This is a genomic window from Caballeronia sp. LZ008 (genome assembly GCF_031451435.1).
GTDB classification, from domain to species: Bacteria; Pseudomonadota; Gammaproteobacteria; order Burkholderiales; family Burkholderiaceae; genus Caballeronia; species Caballeronia zhejiangensis.
Window position 1 is genome coordinate 707,115 of sequence record NZ_JARUXK010000002.1, and the last position, 15,216, is coordinate 722,330.

14 protein-coding genes are annotated in these 15,216 nt (G+C 65.9%); 11 read left to right on the forward strand and 3 right to left on the reverse strand.

Annotated elements, in window-relative coordinates; genetic code table 11:
• The 4 genes from QCE49_RS17650 (at window position 1) to QCE49_RS17665 (ending at window position 3,512) form a co-directional block, all read left to right on the forward strand.
• On the forward strand, window positions 1-1,170 hold the full coding sequence (locus tag QCE49_RS17650; RefSeq protein WP_250457038.1) for a dihydrodipicolinate synthase family protein: 1,170 nt from the start codon (window positions 1-3) through the stop codon (window positions 1,168-1,170).
• A 289-nt stretch (window positions 1,171-1,459) separates the two neighbouring features.
• Window positions 1,460-1,858, forward strand: a complete 399-nt coding sequence (locus QCE49_RS17655; protein ID WP_250457039.1) for an SDR family oxidoreductase — start codon at window positions 1,460-1,462, stop codon at window positions 1,856-1,858.
• A 40-nt stretch (window positions 1,859-1,898) separates the two neighbouring features.
• The gene (gene gcvA / locus QCE49_RS17660) at window positions 1,899-2,813 is read left to right on the forward strand and encodes a transcriptional regulator GcvA (RefSeq protein ID WP_175980192.1); all 915 of its coding nucleotides are present in this window, start codon (window positions 1,899-1,901) and stop codon (window positions 2,811-2,813) included.
• A 90-nt stretch (window positions 2,814-2,903) separates the two neighbouring features.
• Window positions 2,904-3,512 carry a chemotaxis protein CheB gene (locus QCE49_RS17665; RefSeq protein WP_008346467.1) on the forward strand — a complete coding sequence of 203 codons (609 nt, stop codon included), beginning with the start codon at window positions 2,904-2,906 and terminating at the stop codon, window positions 3,510-3,512.
• Window positions 3,513-3,516: 4 nt separating this feature from the next.
• On the opposite strand, the gene QCE49_RS17670 is transcribed toward QCE49_RS17665, so the two are convergent.
• Window positions 3,517-3,999, reverse strand: coding sequence for a type VI secretion system tube protein Hcp (locus tag QCE49_RS17670; protein ID WP_008346465.1), 483 nt, complete (start codon window positions 3,997-3,999; stop codon window positions 3,517-3,519).
• Window positions 4,000-4,143: 144 nt separating this feature from the next.
• On the opposite strand from QCE49_RS17670, the gene QCE49_RS17675 reads away from it, so the two are divergent.
• From QCE49_RS17675 to QCE49_RS17705, 7 genes are all read left to right on the forward strand, one after another.
• Entirely contained in the window at window positions 4,144-4,734 is a 591-nt protein-coding gene (locus QCE49_RS17675; protein ID WP_008346463.1) for a type VI secretion system tube protein Hcp, read from the forward strand.
• 16 nt (window positions 4,735-4,750) lie between these two features.
• The gene (gene tssE / locus QCE49_RS17680) at window positions 4,751-5,257 is read left to right on the forward strand and encodes a type VI secretion system baseplate subunit TssE (RefSeq protein WP_250437628.1); all 507 of its coding nucleotides are present in this window, start codon (window positions 4,751-4,753) and stop codon (window positions 5,255-5,257) included.
• A gap of 17 nt (window positions 5,258-5,274) precedes the next feature.
• Window positions 5,275-7,161 carry a type VI secretion system baseplate subunit TssF gene (tssF, locus tag QCE49_RS17685; RefSeq protein WP_250457040.1) on the forward strand — a complete coding sequence of 629 codons (1,887 nt, stop codon included), beginning with the start codon at window positions 5,275-5,277 and terminating at the stop codon, window positions 7,159-7,161.
• Window positions 7,137-8,219, forward strand: coding sequence for a type VI secretion system baseplate subunit TssG (gene tssG, locus QCE49_RS17690; protein WP_250457041.1), 1,083 nt, complete (start codon window positions 7,137-7,139; stop codon window positions 8,217-8,219). The genes tssF and tssG overlap by 25 nt, the downstream gene beginning before the upstream one ends.
• A 95-nt stretch (window positions 8,220-8,314) precedes the next feature.
• Window positions 8,315-10,942, forward strand: a complete 2,628-nt coding sequence (gene tssH / locus QCE49_RS17695) for a type VI secretion system ATPase TssH (protein WP_250457042.1) — start codon at window positions 8,315-8,317, stop codon at window positions 10,940-10,942.
• A gap of 3 nt (window positions 10,943-10,945) precedes the next feature.
• Entirely contained in the window at window positions 10,946-12,280 is a 1,335-nt protein-coding gene (tagH, locus tag QCE49_RS17700) for a type VI secretion system-associated FHA domain protein TagH (RefSeq protein WP_250457043.1), read from the forward strand.
• 13 nt (window positions 12,281-12,293) lie between these two features.
• A complete protein-coding gene (locus tag QCE49_RS17705; protein ID WP_008346453.1) occupies window positions 12,294-13,079 on the forward strand; it encodes a PP2C family serine/threonine-protein phosphatase in 786 nt (261 codons plus the stop codon).
• 31 nt (window positions 13,080-13,110) lie between these two features.
• Here QCE49_RS17705 and tssC read toward each other — a convergent pair whose 3' ends face one another.
• Both tssC and tssB read right to left on the reverse strand, forming a co-directional pair.
• A complete protein-coding gene (gene tssC, locus QCE49_RS17710) occupies window positions 13,111-14,628 on the reverse strand; it encodes a type VI secretion system contractile sheath large subunit (RefSeq protein WP_008346451.1) in 1,518 nt (505 codons plus the stop codon).
• A gap of 28 nt (window positions 14,629-14,656) precedes the next feature.
• On the reverse strand, window positions 14,657-15,166 hold the full coding sequence (gene tssB, locus QCE49_RS17715; protein ID WP_008346450.1) for a type VI secretion system contractile sheath small subunit: 510 nt from the start codon (window positions 15,164-15,166) through the stop codon (window positions 14,657-14,659).
• Window positions 15,167-15,216: the final 50 nt, after the last annotated feature.

Genomic DNA, 15,216 nt, shown 5'->3' on the forward strand with positions numbered 1-15,216 from the left:
ATGAACTCGACCATCAGGCTCCCGACCGCATCCGGCACACTCGAGACATATCGTCTGCAAGGCGTGCCGCTCGACGTACGCACGCCCGCCGCGCCCTTCAACCGCATCGCGTATTCGGCGGCGCACGTCGTCGCGGATCCGTTGCGCGCGGGCGAACTGAACGGCACGCCCGCCATCGACTGGGCGCGCACGCTCGACTATCGGCGCTATCTGTTGCAGCAAGGCTTGGGTATCGCCGAAGCGATGGATACCGCGCAACGCGGCATGGGCTTGCCGTGGCAGAGCGCGCTCGAACTGATCACGCGCACGATCGCGGGCACGCGCGACATTCCCGGCGCGCGCATCGCGTCCGGTTGCGGCACGGATCATGTCGCGCCGCGCGATATCTCGACGTGCGATGCAGTCATCCGCGCCTACGGGCAGCAACTCGAAGCCGTGCAACGCGTGGGCGGCCGCGTCATTCTGATGGCGAGCCGCGCGCTCGCAAAAGTCGCGCGAACGCCGGACGATTACCGGCGCGTCTATCGGGAGGTGCTCGCGATGTGCGATCAGCCGGTGATCCTTCACTGGCTCGGCGAGATGTTCGATCCCGAGCTCGAAGGCTACTGGGGCGCGGACGATCATCGAGGCGCGGCGCGCGTGTGCCTCGACGTGATCGGCGAGAACGTCGGGAAGGTGGACGGCATCAAGATCTCGCTGCTCGACGACGCGAAGGAAATCGCGTTTCGCCGAAGCCTGCCGTCATCGGTGAAGATGTACACGGGCGATGACTTCAACTATCCGAGTCTCATCGCCGGCGACGAGCACGGCTTTTCGCACGCGCTGCTCGGCATTTTCGATGCGATCGCGCCAGCGGCGTCGCAGGCGCTCGCCGCACTCGTAAACGACGATCTCGACACCTTTCATGCGTTGCTGTCGCCGACCGTCCCGCTGTCGCGCCACATTTTTCGCGCACCGACGCAGTACTACAAGACGGGCGTGGTCTTTCTCGCGTATCTGAACGGCTTTCAGGATCACTTCTTCATGCCGGGCGGACATCACGGCATGCGCCCGCCCGCCTATCTCGCGGATGTGTTCCGGCTCGCGGATCAGGCGCGTCTGCTGCGCGATCCGGCGCTCGCGATCGAGCGCATGCGCAAGGTGCTCGCGCCGCTCGGCATCGAGGCATGAGCGCGCGAATCTGCTTTCGTTGACGCATTCACGGGCGCTGGCATACGTGAGCGCGCTCGGACGCCGCGGCCTGAGAATCGAACTCGGCTGGCCCATCGGCCCGCTGCGCCCACGCGATCCGCGCGCATCAGGATCGCTTGCGCCTCTCCAACACCCGAAAAGTTTTTCTTCTCCGCGTTGGCAGATCTTCTCGTTTGCCGGTGTCGGGCCTCTCGCCGATAGTTGAGTCACCGGGCAGCGCAATCAAGCGAACGCCCCTGACCTCAAACATCGATCGAAGGAGCAAGCCATGAAACTGAAGAACAAAGTCGCGCTCATCACGGGCGGCACGTCGGGAATCGGACTGGAAGCGGCCAAGCTGTTTCAGAAGGAAGGGGCGACGGTCATCGTCACCGGCACGACGCAGAGCCGGCTCGACGAAGCAGCGCGGATTCTCGGCGATTCGGCGATCGCGCTCAAAGTCGATTCGCGCGATCCGGCGCAGATCGATCGCGCGATCGTCGATATCGTGGAGAGCCACGGCCGTATCGACATCGTGTTCGCCAACGCCGGAGCCGGCCAGGCCGCGCCGCTCGAAGCCGTGACGCCCGAACAGATCGAAGCGCAATTCTCGCTCAACTTCAACGGCGTGTTCTTCACGATCCAGAAGGCGGCGCCGCATCTGCCGAAGGGCGGCGCGTCACCATGATTCTGTACATTCACGAGATCCCACGGCTGAATGACGAAACATGCGAGCGCCCAGCAATCTGAACGCACTGCGAGCCTTCGAGGCGGTCGCGCGGCATCTGAGCTACGCTGCGGCGGCGGACGAGTTGAACGTCACGCCGGCCGCGGTCGGCCAACTGATTCGCGGACTCGAAAGCTATCTGGATATCGAGTTGTTCCATCGATCGGCATCGGGACCGTCGCGTCTCACATTGACCGACGCTGCCCGCGCTGCGCTGCCGGATCTGCAAGGCGGCTTCGATCTGCTGTCGAGTGCCGTCGAACGGCTGAAGGCCAGCAAGTCGCGCATCGTCTTTACGCTGACCGTGCCGCCGGCTTTCGCGGATCGCTGGCTGCTCTGGCGCGTCGAACGCTTTCAGCGAAGACATCCTTACTACGACCTGCGGATCGACACGAGCGGCCGCCTCACCGACTTCACCGCCGAACGGATCGACGTCGGCATACGCTACGGCGCGGGAGCATGGGCGGGCCTCGTCTCTACGTTCCTGCTGCGCGACGAATTTTTTCCGGTATGCAGCCCGGCGCTGATGGAAGGCGAGCACGCGCTCGGAGCGCCGTCCGATTTGCAACATCATCCGCTCATCCACGATACGTCGATGACCGGCGCCGGTCTCTTCCCGACGTGGCGTTCGTGGCTGCTGCATGCCGGCTGCCGCGACCGCATCGATACCGACCGCGGACTGCAGCTCAACGATTCCGCGATGGGCCTGCAAACCGCGATTTCCGGTTACGGCGTGGCGCTCGGACGCACGACGCTCGTCGAACGCGATCTGGCCGAAGGCCGCCTCGTCAAGCCGTTCGATATCGTCCAGAGTTGCGAGTTGGCGTACTACCTCGTGCATCGGCCGGAAAGCGCGGCCCATGCGCCCGTGATCGCGTTCAAGGAATGGCTGCTGGAAGAAGCCGGCGTTCGTTGAAACAGGCGCGCCCGTCGCCGCTCATCCGGGCGCGCGGCATCTTCTTTGCTAGGTCCACGGAGAAAACTTCAGAGACAATCAAGGACAAGCATGACGGTGCGACGCGACATTGCAGTCGTTGCAGCTTCGCAGGGCGGGTTCAAGGCGCTATGCCGGCTCGTGAGTGCGCTCGATCCCGACTATGAAGGCTCGCTTCTGATCGTGCTCCATTCGGGAATGACAGGGCCGCGTCTTTTGGGCGAGTGCATCCAGCGGCATACGTCGCTCACCGTGGAATACGGGCGTCACGGACAAAGCATCGAGCCCGGACGCATTTATCTCGCGCCGCCGGGCCGTCATCTCGTGGTATCGGCTGACGGCCATCTCGCGCTCGACGACGGTCCCAAGGTCCATCACGTGCGCCCGGCGGCCGATCCGCTCTTCGAATCGGCGGCGGCGTGCTTTCACGGACGCGTCGTGGGCGTCGTACTGACGGGCGGCGGCGGCGACGGAACGCGGGGCTTGCAGGCGATCAAGGCGGCGGGCGGAATGAGCATCGTGCAACATCCCGCGCAGGCCGAAGCGCCGCAAATGCCGATGAACGCCCTGAATTTCGATAGCCCCGATCAGGTTCTGTCGGTCGCCGAAATCAGCCATCTGCTCGGACCGCTGGCGCGTCAGCGAGCACGCTCGCGGGCCGACCGCGCGGGAAGCGCCTGACGGATCAACGCACTTCGGTGCTGCGCACGTCCCAGCCGAACTTCACGGCGCCGCCGAGCGCGCCCTTGTCGTCCTGCGGCTTGTATTCGAACTCGATGTCCGCGTAGCTCAGATCGACCGTCTGCTCCGGATGGCCATTCGGCACGCAGATCAGCGAGACCTTCGTCACCGTGACCTGTTTCATCGTGACGGTGAGAAATTCCTTCTGCCCTTCGCCCGCCTTGCTGACGGTGAGTTTCGCGTTCGCCATGTGCTTGCCGCTCGCGCAGTTCTTCTTGAGCGTGGGCGCGGACTTGTCGTACTGATGCACGAACTGGAACACGCCGGGGCACGCCTTGCCGATGCCGCTGCCGCTGCCCGTCATCGGGTTGCTCGCGTTCGTCACGCCCCAGTTGAAACTCAGCACTTCGATCTGCCCTTCCGCCCCCTTGTGCTTCGACTCGCCGTCGATTCCATCGATCTTGAGATAACAGTCGGTCGTAGCCATGTGATCCTCCGTCGTGATCGGCTTTCGTTGCGCGCCGCGCGTGCAATCCACTGGTAAAACGAAACGCACCGCGCATTTTTGAACTTCAAAATCGCGCGATGTGCGCCGTCTTGTGTTCAGACCGTCGTCCACCGGATGAGCACGATGCAACCCAGCGATACGCGCCCCGACAGCCACCTCACGCTCGACGCCCTGCGCCAGTTCGATCTGCTCGCGCTCACGGAATCGGACGACATGTTCCTGCACGTCGTCCCCAAGCGCAGCAACACGCCGGTCAAGGGCGAAGCGGCCAAGCGCGGCGACTGGGACACGCCGATGCAGATCCACGGCTGGCGCTGGGCGCAAGGCTACGACGCCGCGCCGCACGCCGCCGCGCTCAATGCCAACGACATGCGCGTCACGGCGCTTTGCGTCATCAAGTCGGTGGACTCGGCCTCGCCCGTCCTCGCGAAGCTGTGCGCGCAGGCCGAACTGCTCGCGGTTGCGCATGTGAAGTGCTTCAAGGCGGCGGGCACGGACCACGGCGTGCAGATCGAATATCTGTCGATGAAGCTGGAGCAGGCGTACATCCGCAACTATCAGATCTACACGAGCGTGCGCCTTGCGCGGCCCTGCGAGGTCTTCGAACTGTCGGCGCAACAACTGACGATGACCTGTGCGCCGCAGACCGCGACCGGCAGCCGCGGCGCGGAAGTGACCTTCGCGCTCGATGTATCGACGCGGCGCGTGAGTTGAGCGCAAGGACCGCGCGATGAACGAGCCCAGCGCCGCCGACCGTCTGCAGCCCACGCTGCTCGACCGCCTGATCGACGACGATCCCGCCACGCGCGCCGATCCGCCCGGCGAGCGCTTCATGTCGCATCGCGGGCTGCGCGCGGCCGTGCTGCGCGACGTGTCGTGGCTCTTCAACACGACGAATCTGGGCGATGCGATCGTCGAGGACGACTTTCCGCACGCGTTCGCGTCGGTGCTCAATTACGGCTTGCCGTGTTTGTCGGGGCGATTCGCATCGACCATCGACACGGTATTGCTCGAACAGGCGATTCGCCAGGCGATCGAGCGCTTCGAGCCGCGCATCGATCCCTCGACGCTCGAAATCGAGCCGGTGCTCGACCGTTCCGTGCTCGACATGCACAACCAGATCGCGCTCGTGATTCGCGGCCTGCTGTGGGCGCAGCCCGTGCCGCTGGAATTCGCGCTGCGCACGCAGATCGATCTGGAAGAAGGCGGCATCACGGTGATGGAACTCCCGCGCTGACCACGACGACCACGCACATGGACCCGCGACTTCTGCGTCACTACAACACCGAGCTCGCGCATCTGCGGGAGATGGGCGCGGAGTTCGCGCAGCAGTTTCCGAAGATCGCCGCGCGCCTCGGCATGAGCGGCATCGACGTGGCCGATCCCTATGTCGAGCGTCTGCTCGAAGGCACGGCGTTTCTCGCGGCGCGCGTGCAACTGAAGATCGAAGAGGAGTTTTCGCGCTTCACGCAGCAACTCGCGCATGTCGTGCTGCCGCAGGCCGCCTGCCCGACGCCTTCGATGCTGATCGCCCGTCTCGCGCCCGATCTCGCGAATCCGAATCTCGCCGATGGCTTCACCGTGCCGCGCGGCACCGCGCTCATCGCCCGGCATGCCGCGAGCGCGCACATGACGCCGTGCGAATTCCGCACCGGCGCCGATCTCACGCTCTGGCCGATCGAGCTGACCGACGCGCGCTATGTCGCGCAGATGCAGGACCTGCCGCTCGCCGCGATTCCCGCGACGCAGACGCTCGCGCCGCGCGTGAAGGGCGCGCTGCGCATCCGCCTCGCGACGCCCGAAGGCCTGTCCTTCGACGCATTGCGTCTCGATGCGCTGAACCTGCATTTCGCGGGCGGCGACGAAACCGCGTATCGCCTGTACGAACTCGTGATGTCGGGGACGCTCGCCGTCGTCGTATCGACGCCCGAGCGCCCGAGCCGCGCGCTTGCCGCGTTGCCCGCCGATGCCGTCGCGCCCGCCGGTTTCGGCGATCGCGAAGCGCTCCTGCCCGTCACGCCGAACGCGTTTCAGGGTTATCGGCTGCTGCATGAGTATTTCGCGCTGCCCGAGCGGTTTCGATTCGCGCGCCTCGCCGGGTTCGCCGATGTGCTGCCGTCGTTCGCATCGCGCGAAATCGAACTGACGTTTCTGCTCGCGAACGGCGATGCGTCGCTCGAACGCATCGTCACCAAGGACAACGTTTTGCTCGATTGCGTGCCCGCGATCAATCTCTTCGCGAAGCACGCGGATCGCGCGCTCGTGACCGAAGCCGCCGCGCGCTTTCATGTCGTGCCGGACCGCACGCATCCGCTCGACTTCGAAGTGCATTCCGTCACTGCCGTCTCGGGCTACGGCGCGAACGACGATGCGGAGCAGACATTCCATCCGTTCTACGCGGACTTTCTCGCGGACCGCCCCGGCGACGCCGCGTACTTCATGACCGAGCGCGAGCCGCGCATCGTGCCCGCCGGACGGCGCAAGAGCGGCGCGCGCACGGAATACGTGGGCAGCGAGACGTATGTATCGATCGTCGACCCCAACGCCGCGCCGTATCGCGGCTCGCTGCGGCAACTGTCGTTCGCGACGCTCTGCACCAATCGCGATCTGCCTTTGATGATGCCGCGCAGCGCCACCGGCGACGATTTCTCGCTCGACATCGCCGCGCCCGTGAGCCGCGTGCGCTGTGTGAGCGGCCCGTCGCGGCCCGCGCCCGCGAATCTCGACGCGGCGCGGAGCTGGCGGCTCATCGATCAATTGTCGCTGCATTACCTGTCGGTGTCGAACGGGCCGCGCGAAGCCGCCGCCGCGTTGCGCGCGCTGTTGATGCTGCATGTCGCGGACGCCGATCAGGCGGGGCGAAGCCAGGTCGCGGGCGTCGCCGCCGTGGATGCGCGCGGCGTCGTGCGCCGTCTGCCGATGCCCGGTCCGATCGCGTTCGGTCGCGGCCTCATGATCGACGTGCTCGTCGACGATCTCGCCTTTCAGGGCGGCAGCGCGTGGCTCTTCGGCTGCGTGCTGGACCGCTTTTTCGCGCGCTACGTGTCGATCAACGCGTTCGTGCAGACCGCTTTGCGCACGAGCGCGCGCGGCGAAATCCTGCGCCTGGCACCGCGATGCGGGACGAGAGCGATCTTCTGAGCGCGGCGGCGCTGCCCGAGCCTGCGCGCGCACTCGTCGATCTCTTCGATGCAGTCGCCGCCGAGCCGCATCGGCACGATTTCTATCGCCTGATGCGGCACGTCGAGGCACTGACGCCGCACTTGCCGCGTCTCGGCTGCGGCGCGCGTCCCGCCGACGAGCCGCTGCGTCTCGCGCAGGACGTATCGCTTTCGTTCGCGCCCGCGCCGCTCGCCGCGCTCACACGCGATGAGAACGCCCGCGCGCCGCGCCTCGAACAGCGCTTCTTCGGTTATCTCGGACCGAACGGCCCGCTGCCGCTGCATCTGACGGACTTCGCCCGCGAGCGCGCGCTGCATCGCGGCGACACGGCTTTCGCGCACCTGCTCGATACGCTGCTGCATCGATTCCTGCTGCTGTTCTATCGCGCGTGGGCGCAGGGACGGCCGGTAGCGTGGCTGGATCGTCCCGGCCACGACCGCTTCGCCTTCTATGCGGGCGCGCTGATCGGACTCGCGGATGAAGCCAGCCGCAATCGCGACGCCGTCTCCGATCACGCGAAGCTGCATTTCGCGGGCCTCGCCAACATGCAGACGCGTCCCGCCGACGTGCTCGAAGCGATCGCGAGCGCGCTCTTGCGCGTGCCGGTGCGCGTGGAGCCGTATCGCGGGCACTGGATGACGCTGCAACGCGACGAGCGCACTGCGTTGCGGCATCGGGCGATGCACGGTCCCGGCGATCCAGCGGGCTTCGCCCAACTCGGACGCGGCGCGGTGCTGGGACGCGCGGTGTGGGATCGGCAGCACGCGTTTCGCCTCGCGATCGGGCCGCTGTCGCTCGCGCAGTTCGAGTCGCTGCTGCCGGGCGGCGCCGCGCTGCCGACGCTCGTCGCCGTGGTGCGCCGGCATCTGAACGGCGAGCTTGCATGGGACGCGCAACTCGTCCTCGCCGCCGACGACGTGCCGACCGCGCAGCTCGGCCGCTACGGACGGCTCGGCTATTCGGCGTGGCTCGGTCTCGCCGCGCGCCGTGCCGATTGCGCCGATCTCGCGCTCGACGCCGACGCGCATCTCGCCTGAACGCGGACACGTTGAAAAAAAGCCGCCGCTGCGCCGTCTTATCGGATGGAGGCGCGCCTTCGATCCGCGCGCATCGTAAAAAAAGGAGTCCGGCGATGGCGGAAATCAGTCGTGTCGCGCTGTTCGGCAAGCTCGACAGGCTCGGCTACAAGACCGTCGAAAGCGCGACGGTCTACTGCAAGATGCGCGGCAATCCGTATGTCGAGCTGGCGCACTGGATCATGCAGATTCTGGAGACGCCGAACTCCGACTGGCAGCGCATCGTCGCGCATTACGGCGTGGACGCCGCCGCCCTTGCGCGCGAGCTGACCGCGTCGCTCGATCGCCTGCCGCGCGGCGCGACGTCGATCTCCGACATCTCCGAGCACATCGGCGATGCGATCGAGCGCGGCTGGGTCTACGGCACGCTGCTGTTCGGCGCGAACAAAGTGCGGACCGGGCATGTGCTCGTCGGCATGCTGAAGACGCAGCGGCTGCGCAGCGTGCTCGTCGGCATATCGCGGCAATTCGAGCGCATCAAGCCGGAAGACCTGTCGGACAATTTCGCGCGCATCGTCGCGGATTCGGTCGAGGAAAGCGAAGCCGAGCCGCAGCCGGACGCGGCCGATGCGCAAGCCGCGCCCGCCGCCATGGGCCAGCAGGAAGCGCTGCGCAAATACGCGACCGATCTCACCGACAAGGCGCGCCGCGGCCAGCTCGACCCCGTTACGGGCCGCGACGACGAGATTCGCCAGCTCGTCGATATTCTCATGCGGCGGCGGCAGAACAATCCGCTGCTGACGGGCGAAGCGGGCGTCGGCAAGACCGCCGTTGTCGAAGGCTTCGCGCAGCGGCTCGCGCGCGGTGACGTGCCGCCGCCCTTGCGCGAGGTCGCGCTGCTGTCGCTCGATCTCGGGCTTTTGCAGGCGGGCGCGAGCATGAAGGGCGAGTTCGAGCAGCGTCTGCGTCAGGTCGTCGAGGATGTGCAGGCGAGTCCGAAGCCGGTGATTCTCTTCATCGACGAAGTGCATACGCTCGTCGGCGCGGGCGGCGCGGCCGGCACCGGCGATGCCGCCAATCTGCTGAAACCGGCGCTCGCGCGCGGCGATCTGCGCACGATCGGGGCCACGACGTGGGCCGAATACAAGCGGCACATCGAGAAAGATCCCGCGCTCACGCGGCGCTTTCAGATCGTGCAGGTTCAGGAGCCGGACGAGGACAAGGCCGTGCGGATGCTGCGCGGCGTCGCGGCGGTGCTCGAAGGGCATCATCGCGTGCAGTTGCTCGACGAGGCGATCGAGGCGGCCGTGCGGCTGTCGCATCGCTATATTCCGGCGCGGCAGTTGCCCGACAAGGCCGTGTCGCTCATCGACACGGCGTGTGCGCGCGTCGCCGTCAGCCAGCACGCGACGCCGCCGCTCGTCGACGACTGCCAACGCCGTATCGAGGCGCTCGAAGTCGAGGCGCAGATCGTCGCGCGGGAGGCGAATGCGGGCGTCGATGTCGGCACGCGCGCAGCCGATGTCGCCGCGATGCTCGCACGCGAACGCGATGCGCTCGGCGGGCTCGAAGCGCGCTGGAAGGAGGAAAAGCGCGTCGTCGACGAACTGCTTGCGTTGCGCGCGACGTTGCGCGAAGCCGCCGACGCCGCTTCACGCGATGACCAGCTCGCGCGCCTCGCGTCGCTCAAATCGCGTCTCGCCGAATTGCAGGCCGATGCGCCGCTGATTTTGCCGAGCGTCGACGCGGGCGTGATCGCGGGCGTCGTCGCCGATTGGACCGGCATTCCGGTCGGCAAAATGCTGAAGAACGAGCTGGCCGCCGTGCTCAATCTCGCCGATGCGCTCGATCGCCGCGTGATCGGCCAGCGCCACGCGCTCGAGATGATCGCGAAGCGCATCCAGACTTCGCGCGCGCGGCTCGACAATCCCGACAAGCCGATCGGCGTGTTCCTGCTCGCGGGCACGTCGGGCGTCGGCAAGACGGAAACGGCGCTCGCGCTCGCCGAAACGCTCTACGGCGGCGAGCAGAACGTCATCGTCATCAACATGAGCGAGTTTCAGGAAGCGCATACGGTTTCGACGCTGAAGGGCGCGCCGCCCGGCTATGTGGGTTACGGCGAGGGCGGCATCCTGACCGAAGCGGTGCGCCGCCGTCCGTACAGCGTCGTGCTGCTCGACGAAGTGGAGAAGGCGCATCCCGACGTCCACGAAATCTTCTTCCAGGTTTTCGACAAGGGCTGGATGGAAGACGGCGAAGGGCGTTACATCGACTTCAAGAACACGATCATCCTGCTGACGTCGAACGTCGGCTCGGAAGTCATCATGTCGATGTGCCGCGATCCCGCGCGCGCGGTCGCGCCGGAGGAACTCGCGCGCGCGTTGCGCGGCCCGCTGCTCGACGTGTTTCCCGCCGCGCTGCTCGGCCGGCTCGTCACGGTGCCCTACTACCCGCTTTCCGACGCGATGATGGCCGACATCGTGCGGCTTCAGCTCGAACGCATCCGGCGGCGCGTCGCGGACAATCACGGCATTCCGTTCGAGTACGACGACGACGCCGTGCGGCTCATCGTTTCGCGCTGCACCGAAGCCGAATCGGGCGGCCGCGTGATCGACGCGCTGCTCACGAACACCGTCCTGCCGCGCATCTCGACGGAATATCTGACGCGTCTCACCGAAGGCGGCGCGCTGGCGCACATCCGGCTCTCGGCGAGCGCGGGCGACTTCGTCTACGCGTTCGAGTGAACCATGCTCACGCTCACGGTGACGCTTCACAACGGACAGCCGCCGCGCGTGCCGCTCTCGGCGACCTTCGATGCCGACGGCGGCACGGTCGGGCGTGCGGTCACGAACCGGCTCGTGCTCGATGACGCCGAGCGCACGGTCTCGCGTCTGCATGTGCAGATCGAGTGGCGCGACGGGCGCTTTCTGCTGATCGACCGCGGCAGCAATCCGGCGCTCGTCAACGGCGCGCCGCTCGATCCGGGCCAGGAAGTCGCGCTCGCGCACGGCGACGAAGTGCAGATCGGCGGCTATCAGCTGCGCGCGGATATCGGCGTCGATGACGATACGGTCACGGCCAACGCGCCATCGGACGATCCGTTCGCGGGATTGTTCGACGCGGGTTCGTCGGCGCCTGGCGATTTCGACGCCAACCTCCACACGCCGAAGCCGAAAGCTGCCGAACACTTCGACTTCGGCTTCGACGATCCGGCGGGCAAACGCTCGATCGACGAGTTGTTCGACCTCGCGCCGGGCGCGTCGTCCGACGGAGCGTCGATCACCGATCCGCTCGTCGAACCGCTTGCGCAGCCCAACACCGCGCACGATGCCGATCCGTTCGCCAGCCTGACGGCCGCGGCGCGCCCCGCCGGGACGCCCGCGACGCGGCCGGACGCCGGATCGGAACTGCACAGCGCGTTCACGCCGCCGCGTCCGCGATCGGCGCCGACGCCGTCAGCGGTTGCATCGAAAGCGGAGCTCGCCGACGATCGCGCGCTCGTCGATGCCTTCCTGCGCGGGCTGAACACGCACGGCGTGCGTATCGATGCGCTGACGCCCGCGCTGATGCAGCTTCTCGGCGAGCTGCTGCGCGAAGCGGCGCGCGGCACGCTCGAACTGCTCGCCGCGCGCGCCGCGCTCAAGCGCGAGATGCGAACGGGCGCGACGATGATCGAAGCGTCGGACAACAATCCGCTCAAGTTTTCGCCGAACGTGGAGGCCGCGCTCATGCATCTGCTCAATCCGCAGATGCGCGGCTTCATGCCGCCCGCCGCCGCCCTCGACGATGCGTACGCCGATCTGCGGGCGCATCAGGTCGGCATGGTCGCGGGGATGCGCGCGGCGCTCGACGGCGTGTTCGAGCGCTTCGAGCCGCAGCGCATCGAGGCGCGGCTGTCCGGGCGCTCGCTGCTCGACGGCGTGCTGCCGGGATTGAATCGCCGCGCGCGCTGCTGGGATCTTTTCATCGAGATGTACGGCCAGCTTTCGCGCGAAGCCACCGAAGATTTCCATACGCTGTTCGGCCGAGCGTTCGTCGCCGCCTACGAGGCGCAGATCGACGAGCTTAAACAACGCCGGTAACGAGAGACACGACATGCAATTGCAAACCGCGAGCGTGAGCGATGTGGGCGGCCGGTCGCGCAACGAGGACGCGCTGGCGACGTGGCGGCATGCGGCGCTCTTTGCGAGCGTGGTCGCGGACGGCGCGGGCGGTCACGGCGGCGGCGATGCGGCATCGCGCATCGCGGTCGATACCGTGCTCGCGGAATTGACGCGCGTGGCATCGGCGGGCGTCGCGCTGACCGGGCCGAACCTGTTGCGCGTGCTGCTGCGCGCGAACGACGCGATCATCGATGCGCAGGAGCACGACCGCGATCTTTCGCAGATGCGTTCGACGGCGGTGCTGCTCGGCATCGACGAAAGCACGGGCATCGCGGCGTGGGCGCATTGCGGCGACACGCGGCTTTACTGCTTCCGGCGCGGCGCGACGGTTGTGCAAACGCAGGATCACAGTCTCGTGCAGAGCATGATCGATGCGAATCTGCTGGAGAGCCGCGACGTGCGAACGCATCCGCGCCGTAACGTGCTGTTTTCGGCGCTCGGAACGGCGGATGATCTGTCGATCGCGGCGTCGGATGAGCCGTTTCTCATCGCGGAGGGCGACGCCTTTCTGCTTTGCACCGATGGGTTTTGGGAGTATCTCGACGAGTCGGTGATGATCGATGCGATCGGGCGCGCTCGGACGCCTCAAGCGTGGCTGGATCTGATGGTGGCGCATCTGCGTGAGGCCGCGCGGCCGGGGCACGATAACTTTAGTGCCAGCGCGGTTTGGGTGGGGGATGCTTCGCAGGTGACGGTGATGCAAATGCCCGCGACGTAACCATCGCGGGCATCATCCAACCAACCACGCATCAAGCCGCCTGCTTCGCCGAAGGCAACCTCGAAACCAGCCTGAGCGACACGGTCAGCCCTTCCAACTGATAATGCGGCCGCAAGAAGAACTGCGACGTGTAATACCCCGGCGCGCCCGGCACTTCCTGCACTTTGACCTCCGCGGCCGCGAGCGGCTTTTGCGCCTTCGTGTGCTCGGACGAATTCGCCGGATCGCCATCGACGTACTGCGTGATCCACTTGTTGAGCCAGATCTCCATATCCGAGCGTTCCTTGAACGTGCCGATCTTGTCGCGCACGATGCACTTCAGATAATGCGCAAAGCGGTTGCAAGCAAAGAGATACGGCAACCGCGCGGCAAGCGCGGCATTCGCGGTCGCGTCCGGATCTTCATACTCGAACGGCTTTTGCAGCGACTGCGCGCCGATGAACGCCGCGAAATCCGAGTTCTTGCGATGAATCAGCGGCATGAAGCCGTTCTTCGCCAGTTCCGCCTCACGCCGGTCTGAAATGGCGATCTCGGTCGGGCATTTCATATCGACGCCGCCGTCGTCGGTCGGAAAACTGTGCACCGGCAAACCTTCGACCGCGCCGCCCGATTCCACGCCGCGAATCCGCGAGCACCAGCTATACAACTTGAACGACCGGTTGATGTTCACCGCCATCGCATAAGCGGAATTCGCCCACGTGTATTTCGTGTGATCCGCGGAACCGGTGTCTTCCTCGAAGTCGAATTCATCGACCGGTTCGGTCTTCGCGCCGTACGGCACGCGCGCCAGAAAACGCGGCATCGCGAGGCCGATGTAACGCGAATCCTCGGATGCGCGCAGCGATCTCCAGCTCGCATATTCCGGTGTCCCGAATATCTTGGTGAGATCGCGCGGATTGGCCAGCTCCTGCCACGAGTCCATCTGCAAGAGACTCGGATCGGCGGCGGCGATGAACGGCGCATGCGCCGATGCCGCGATCTTCGACACTTCGCCGAGCATCTCGACATCGGGCGGCGTCTGGTTGAAGTAGTAATCGCCGATCAGCGCGCCGAACGGCTCGCCGCCCAACTGCCCGTACTCGTGCTCGTAAATCTGCTTGAAAAGCGGACTCTGATCCCACGCGACGCCCTTGAAGCGCTTGAGCGTCTTGCCTAGATCCTTCTTCGAGATGTTCATCACGCGAATCTTGAGCATCTCGTCGGTTTCGGTGTTGTTGATGAGATAGTGCAGCCCGCGCCACGAACCCTCGAGCTTCTGGAAGTCCGCGTGATGCATGACTTCGTTGACCTGCTCGGTGAGCTTCGCGTCGATCTCGGCGATCATCGCCTGAATCGAGCGGATCGCATCGCCGGAAACGAGCTTCGTCTGCGAAAGCGCCTGCTGCGCGAGCGTCTGCACGGCCGTCTGCACGGCGCTCTTGGCTTCGTCGCTCTTCGGACGGAACTCACGGTTGAGCAGCGCGGCGAGATCGTCGCCTTCGAGCAGCGCGCCCTGCAACGCGGAAGGCGCTTCGGCTTGCGGTTCGGCGGATTGCGGAATGTCGGACATGGTCGTTTCCTTTCAAGGCTCTCGGGTCTCATTCGGCTGCAGCAGCCGCGGATGGCGCAGCCGTGGCGAGCGTCTTGAGCAGCGCGGGATCGTCGAGCACGCGCGCGATCAGTTCTTCCGCGCCGTTCTTGCCGTCCATGAAGATGACGAGATTCGCGAGCTGCGTGCGCGCTTCGAGCAACTTCGCGAGCGCATCGACCTTGCGCGCGACGGCCGCGGGCGAAAAATCGTCCATGTTCTCGAACGTGATATCGACGCTGATGTTGCCCTCGCCCGTCAGCTTGTTCGGCACCTGAAACGCGACGCGCGGATGCATCGCCTTCATGCGGCTGTCGAAGTTGTCGATGTCGATCTCCTGGAACTTGCGCTGATCGACGGGCGGCAGCGCTTCGGCGGGCTTGCCGGAGAGATCGGCCATCACGCCCATCACGAACGGAAGCTGAATCTTCTTCTCGCTCCCATAAGTTTCGACGTCGTATTCGATCTGCACGCGCGGCGCACGATTGCGCCCGATGAATTTCTGACTGCTGGTTGCCATGACGTCTCCTTCGAGTGGGCATGAGCCACGCAATTAAAACGAACGAGTTG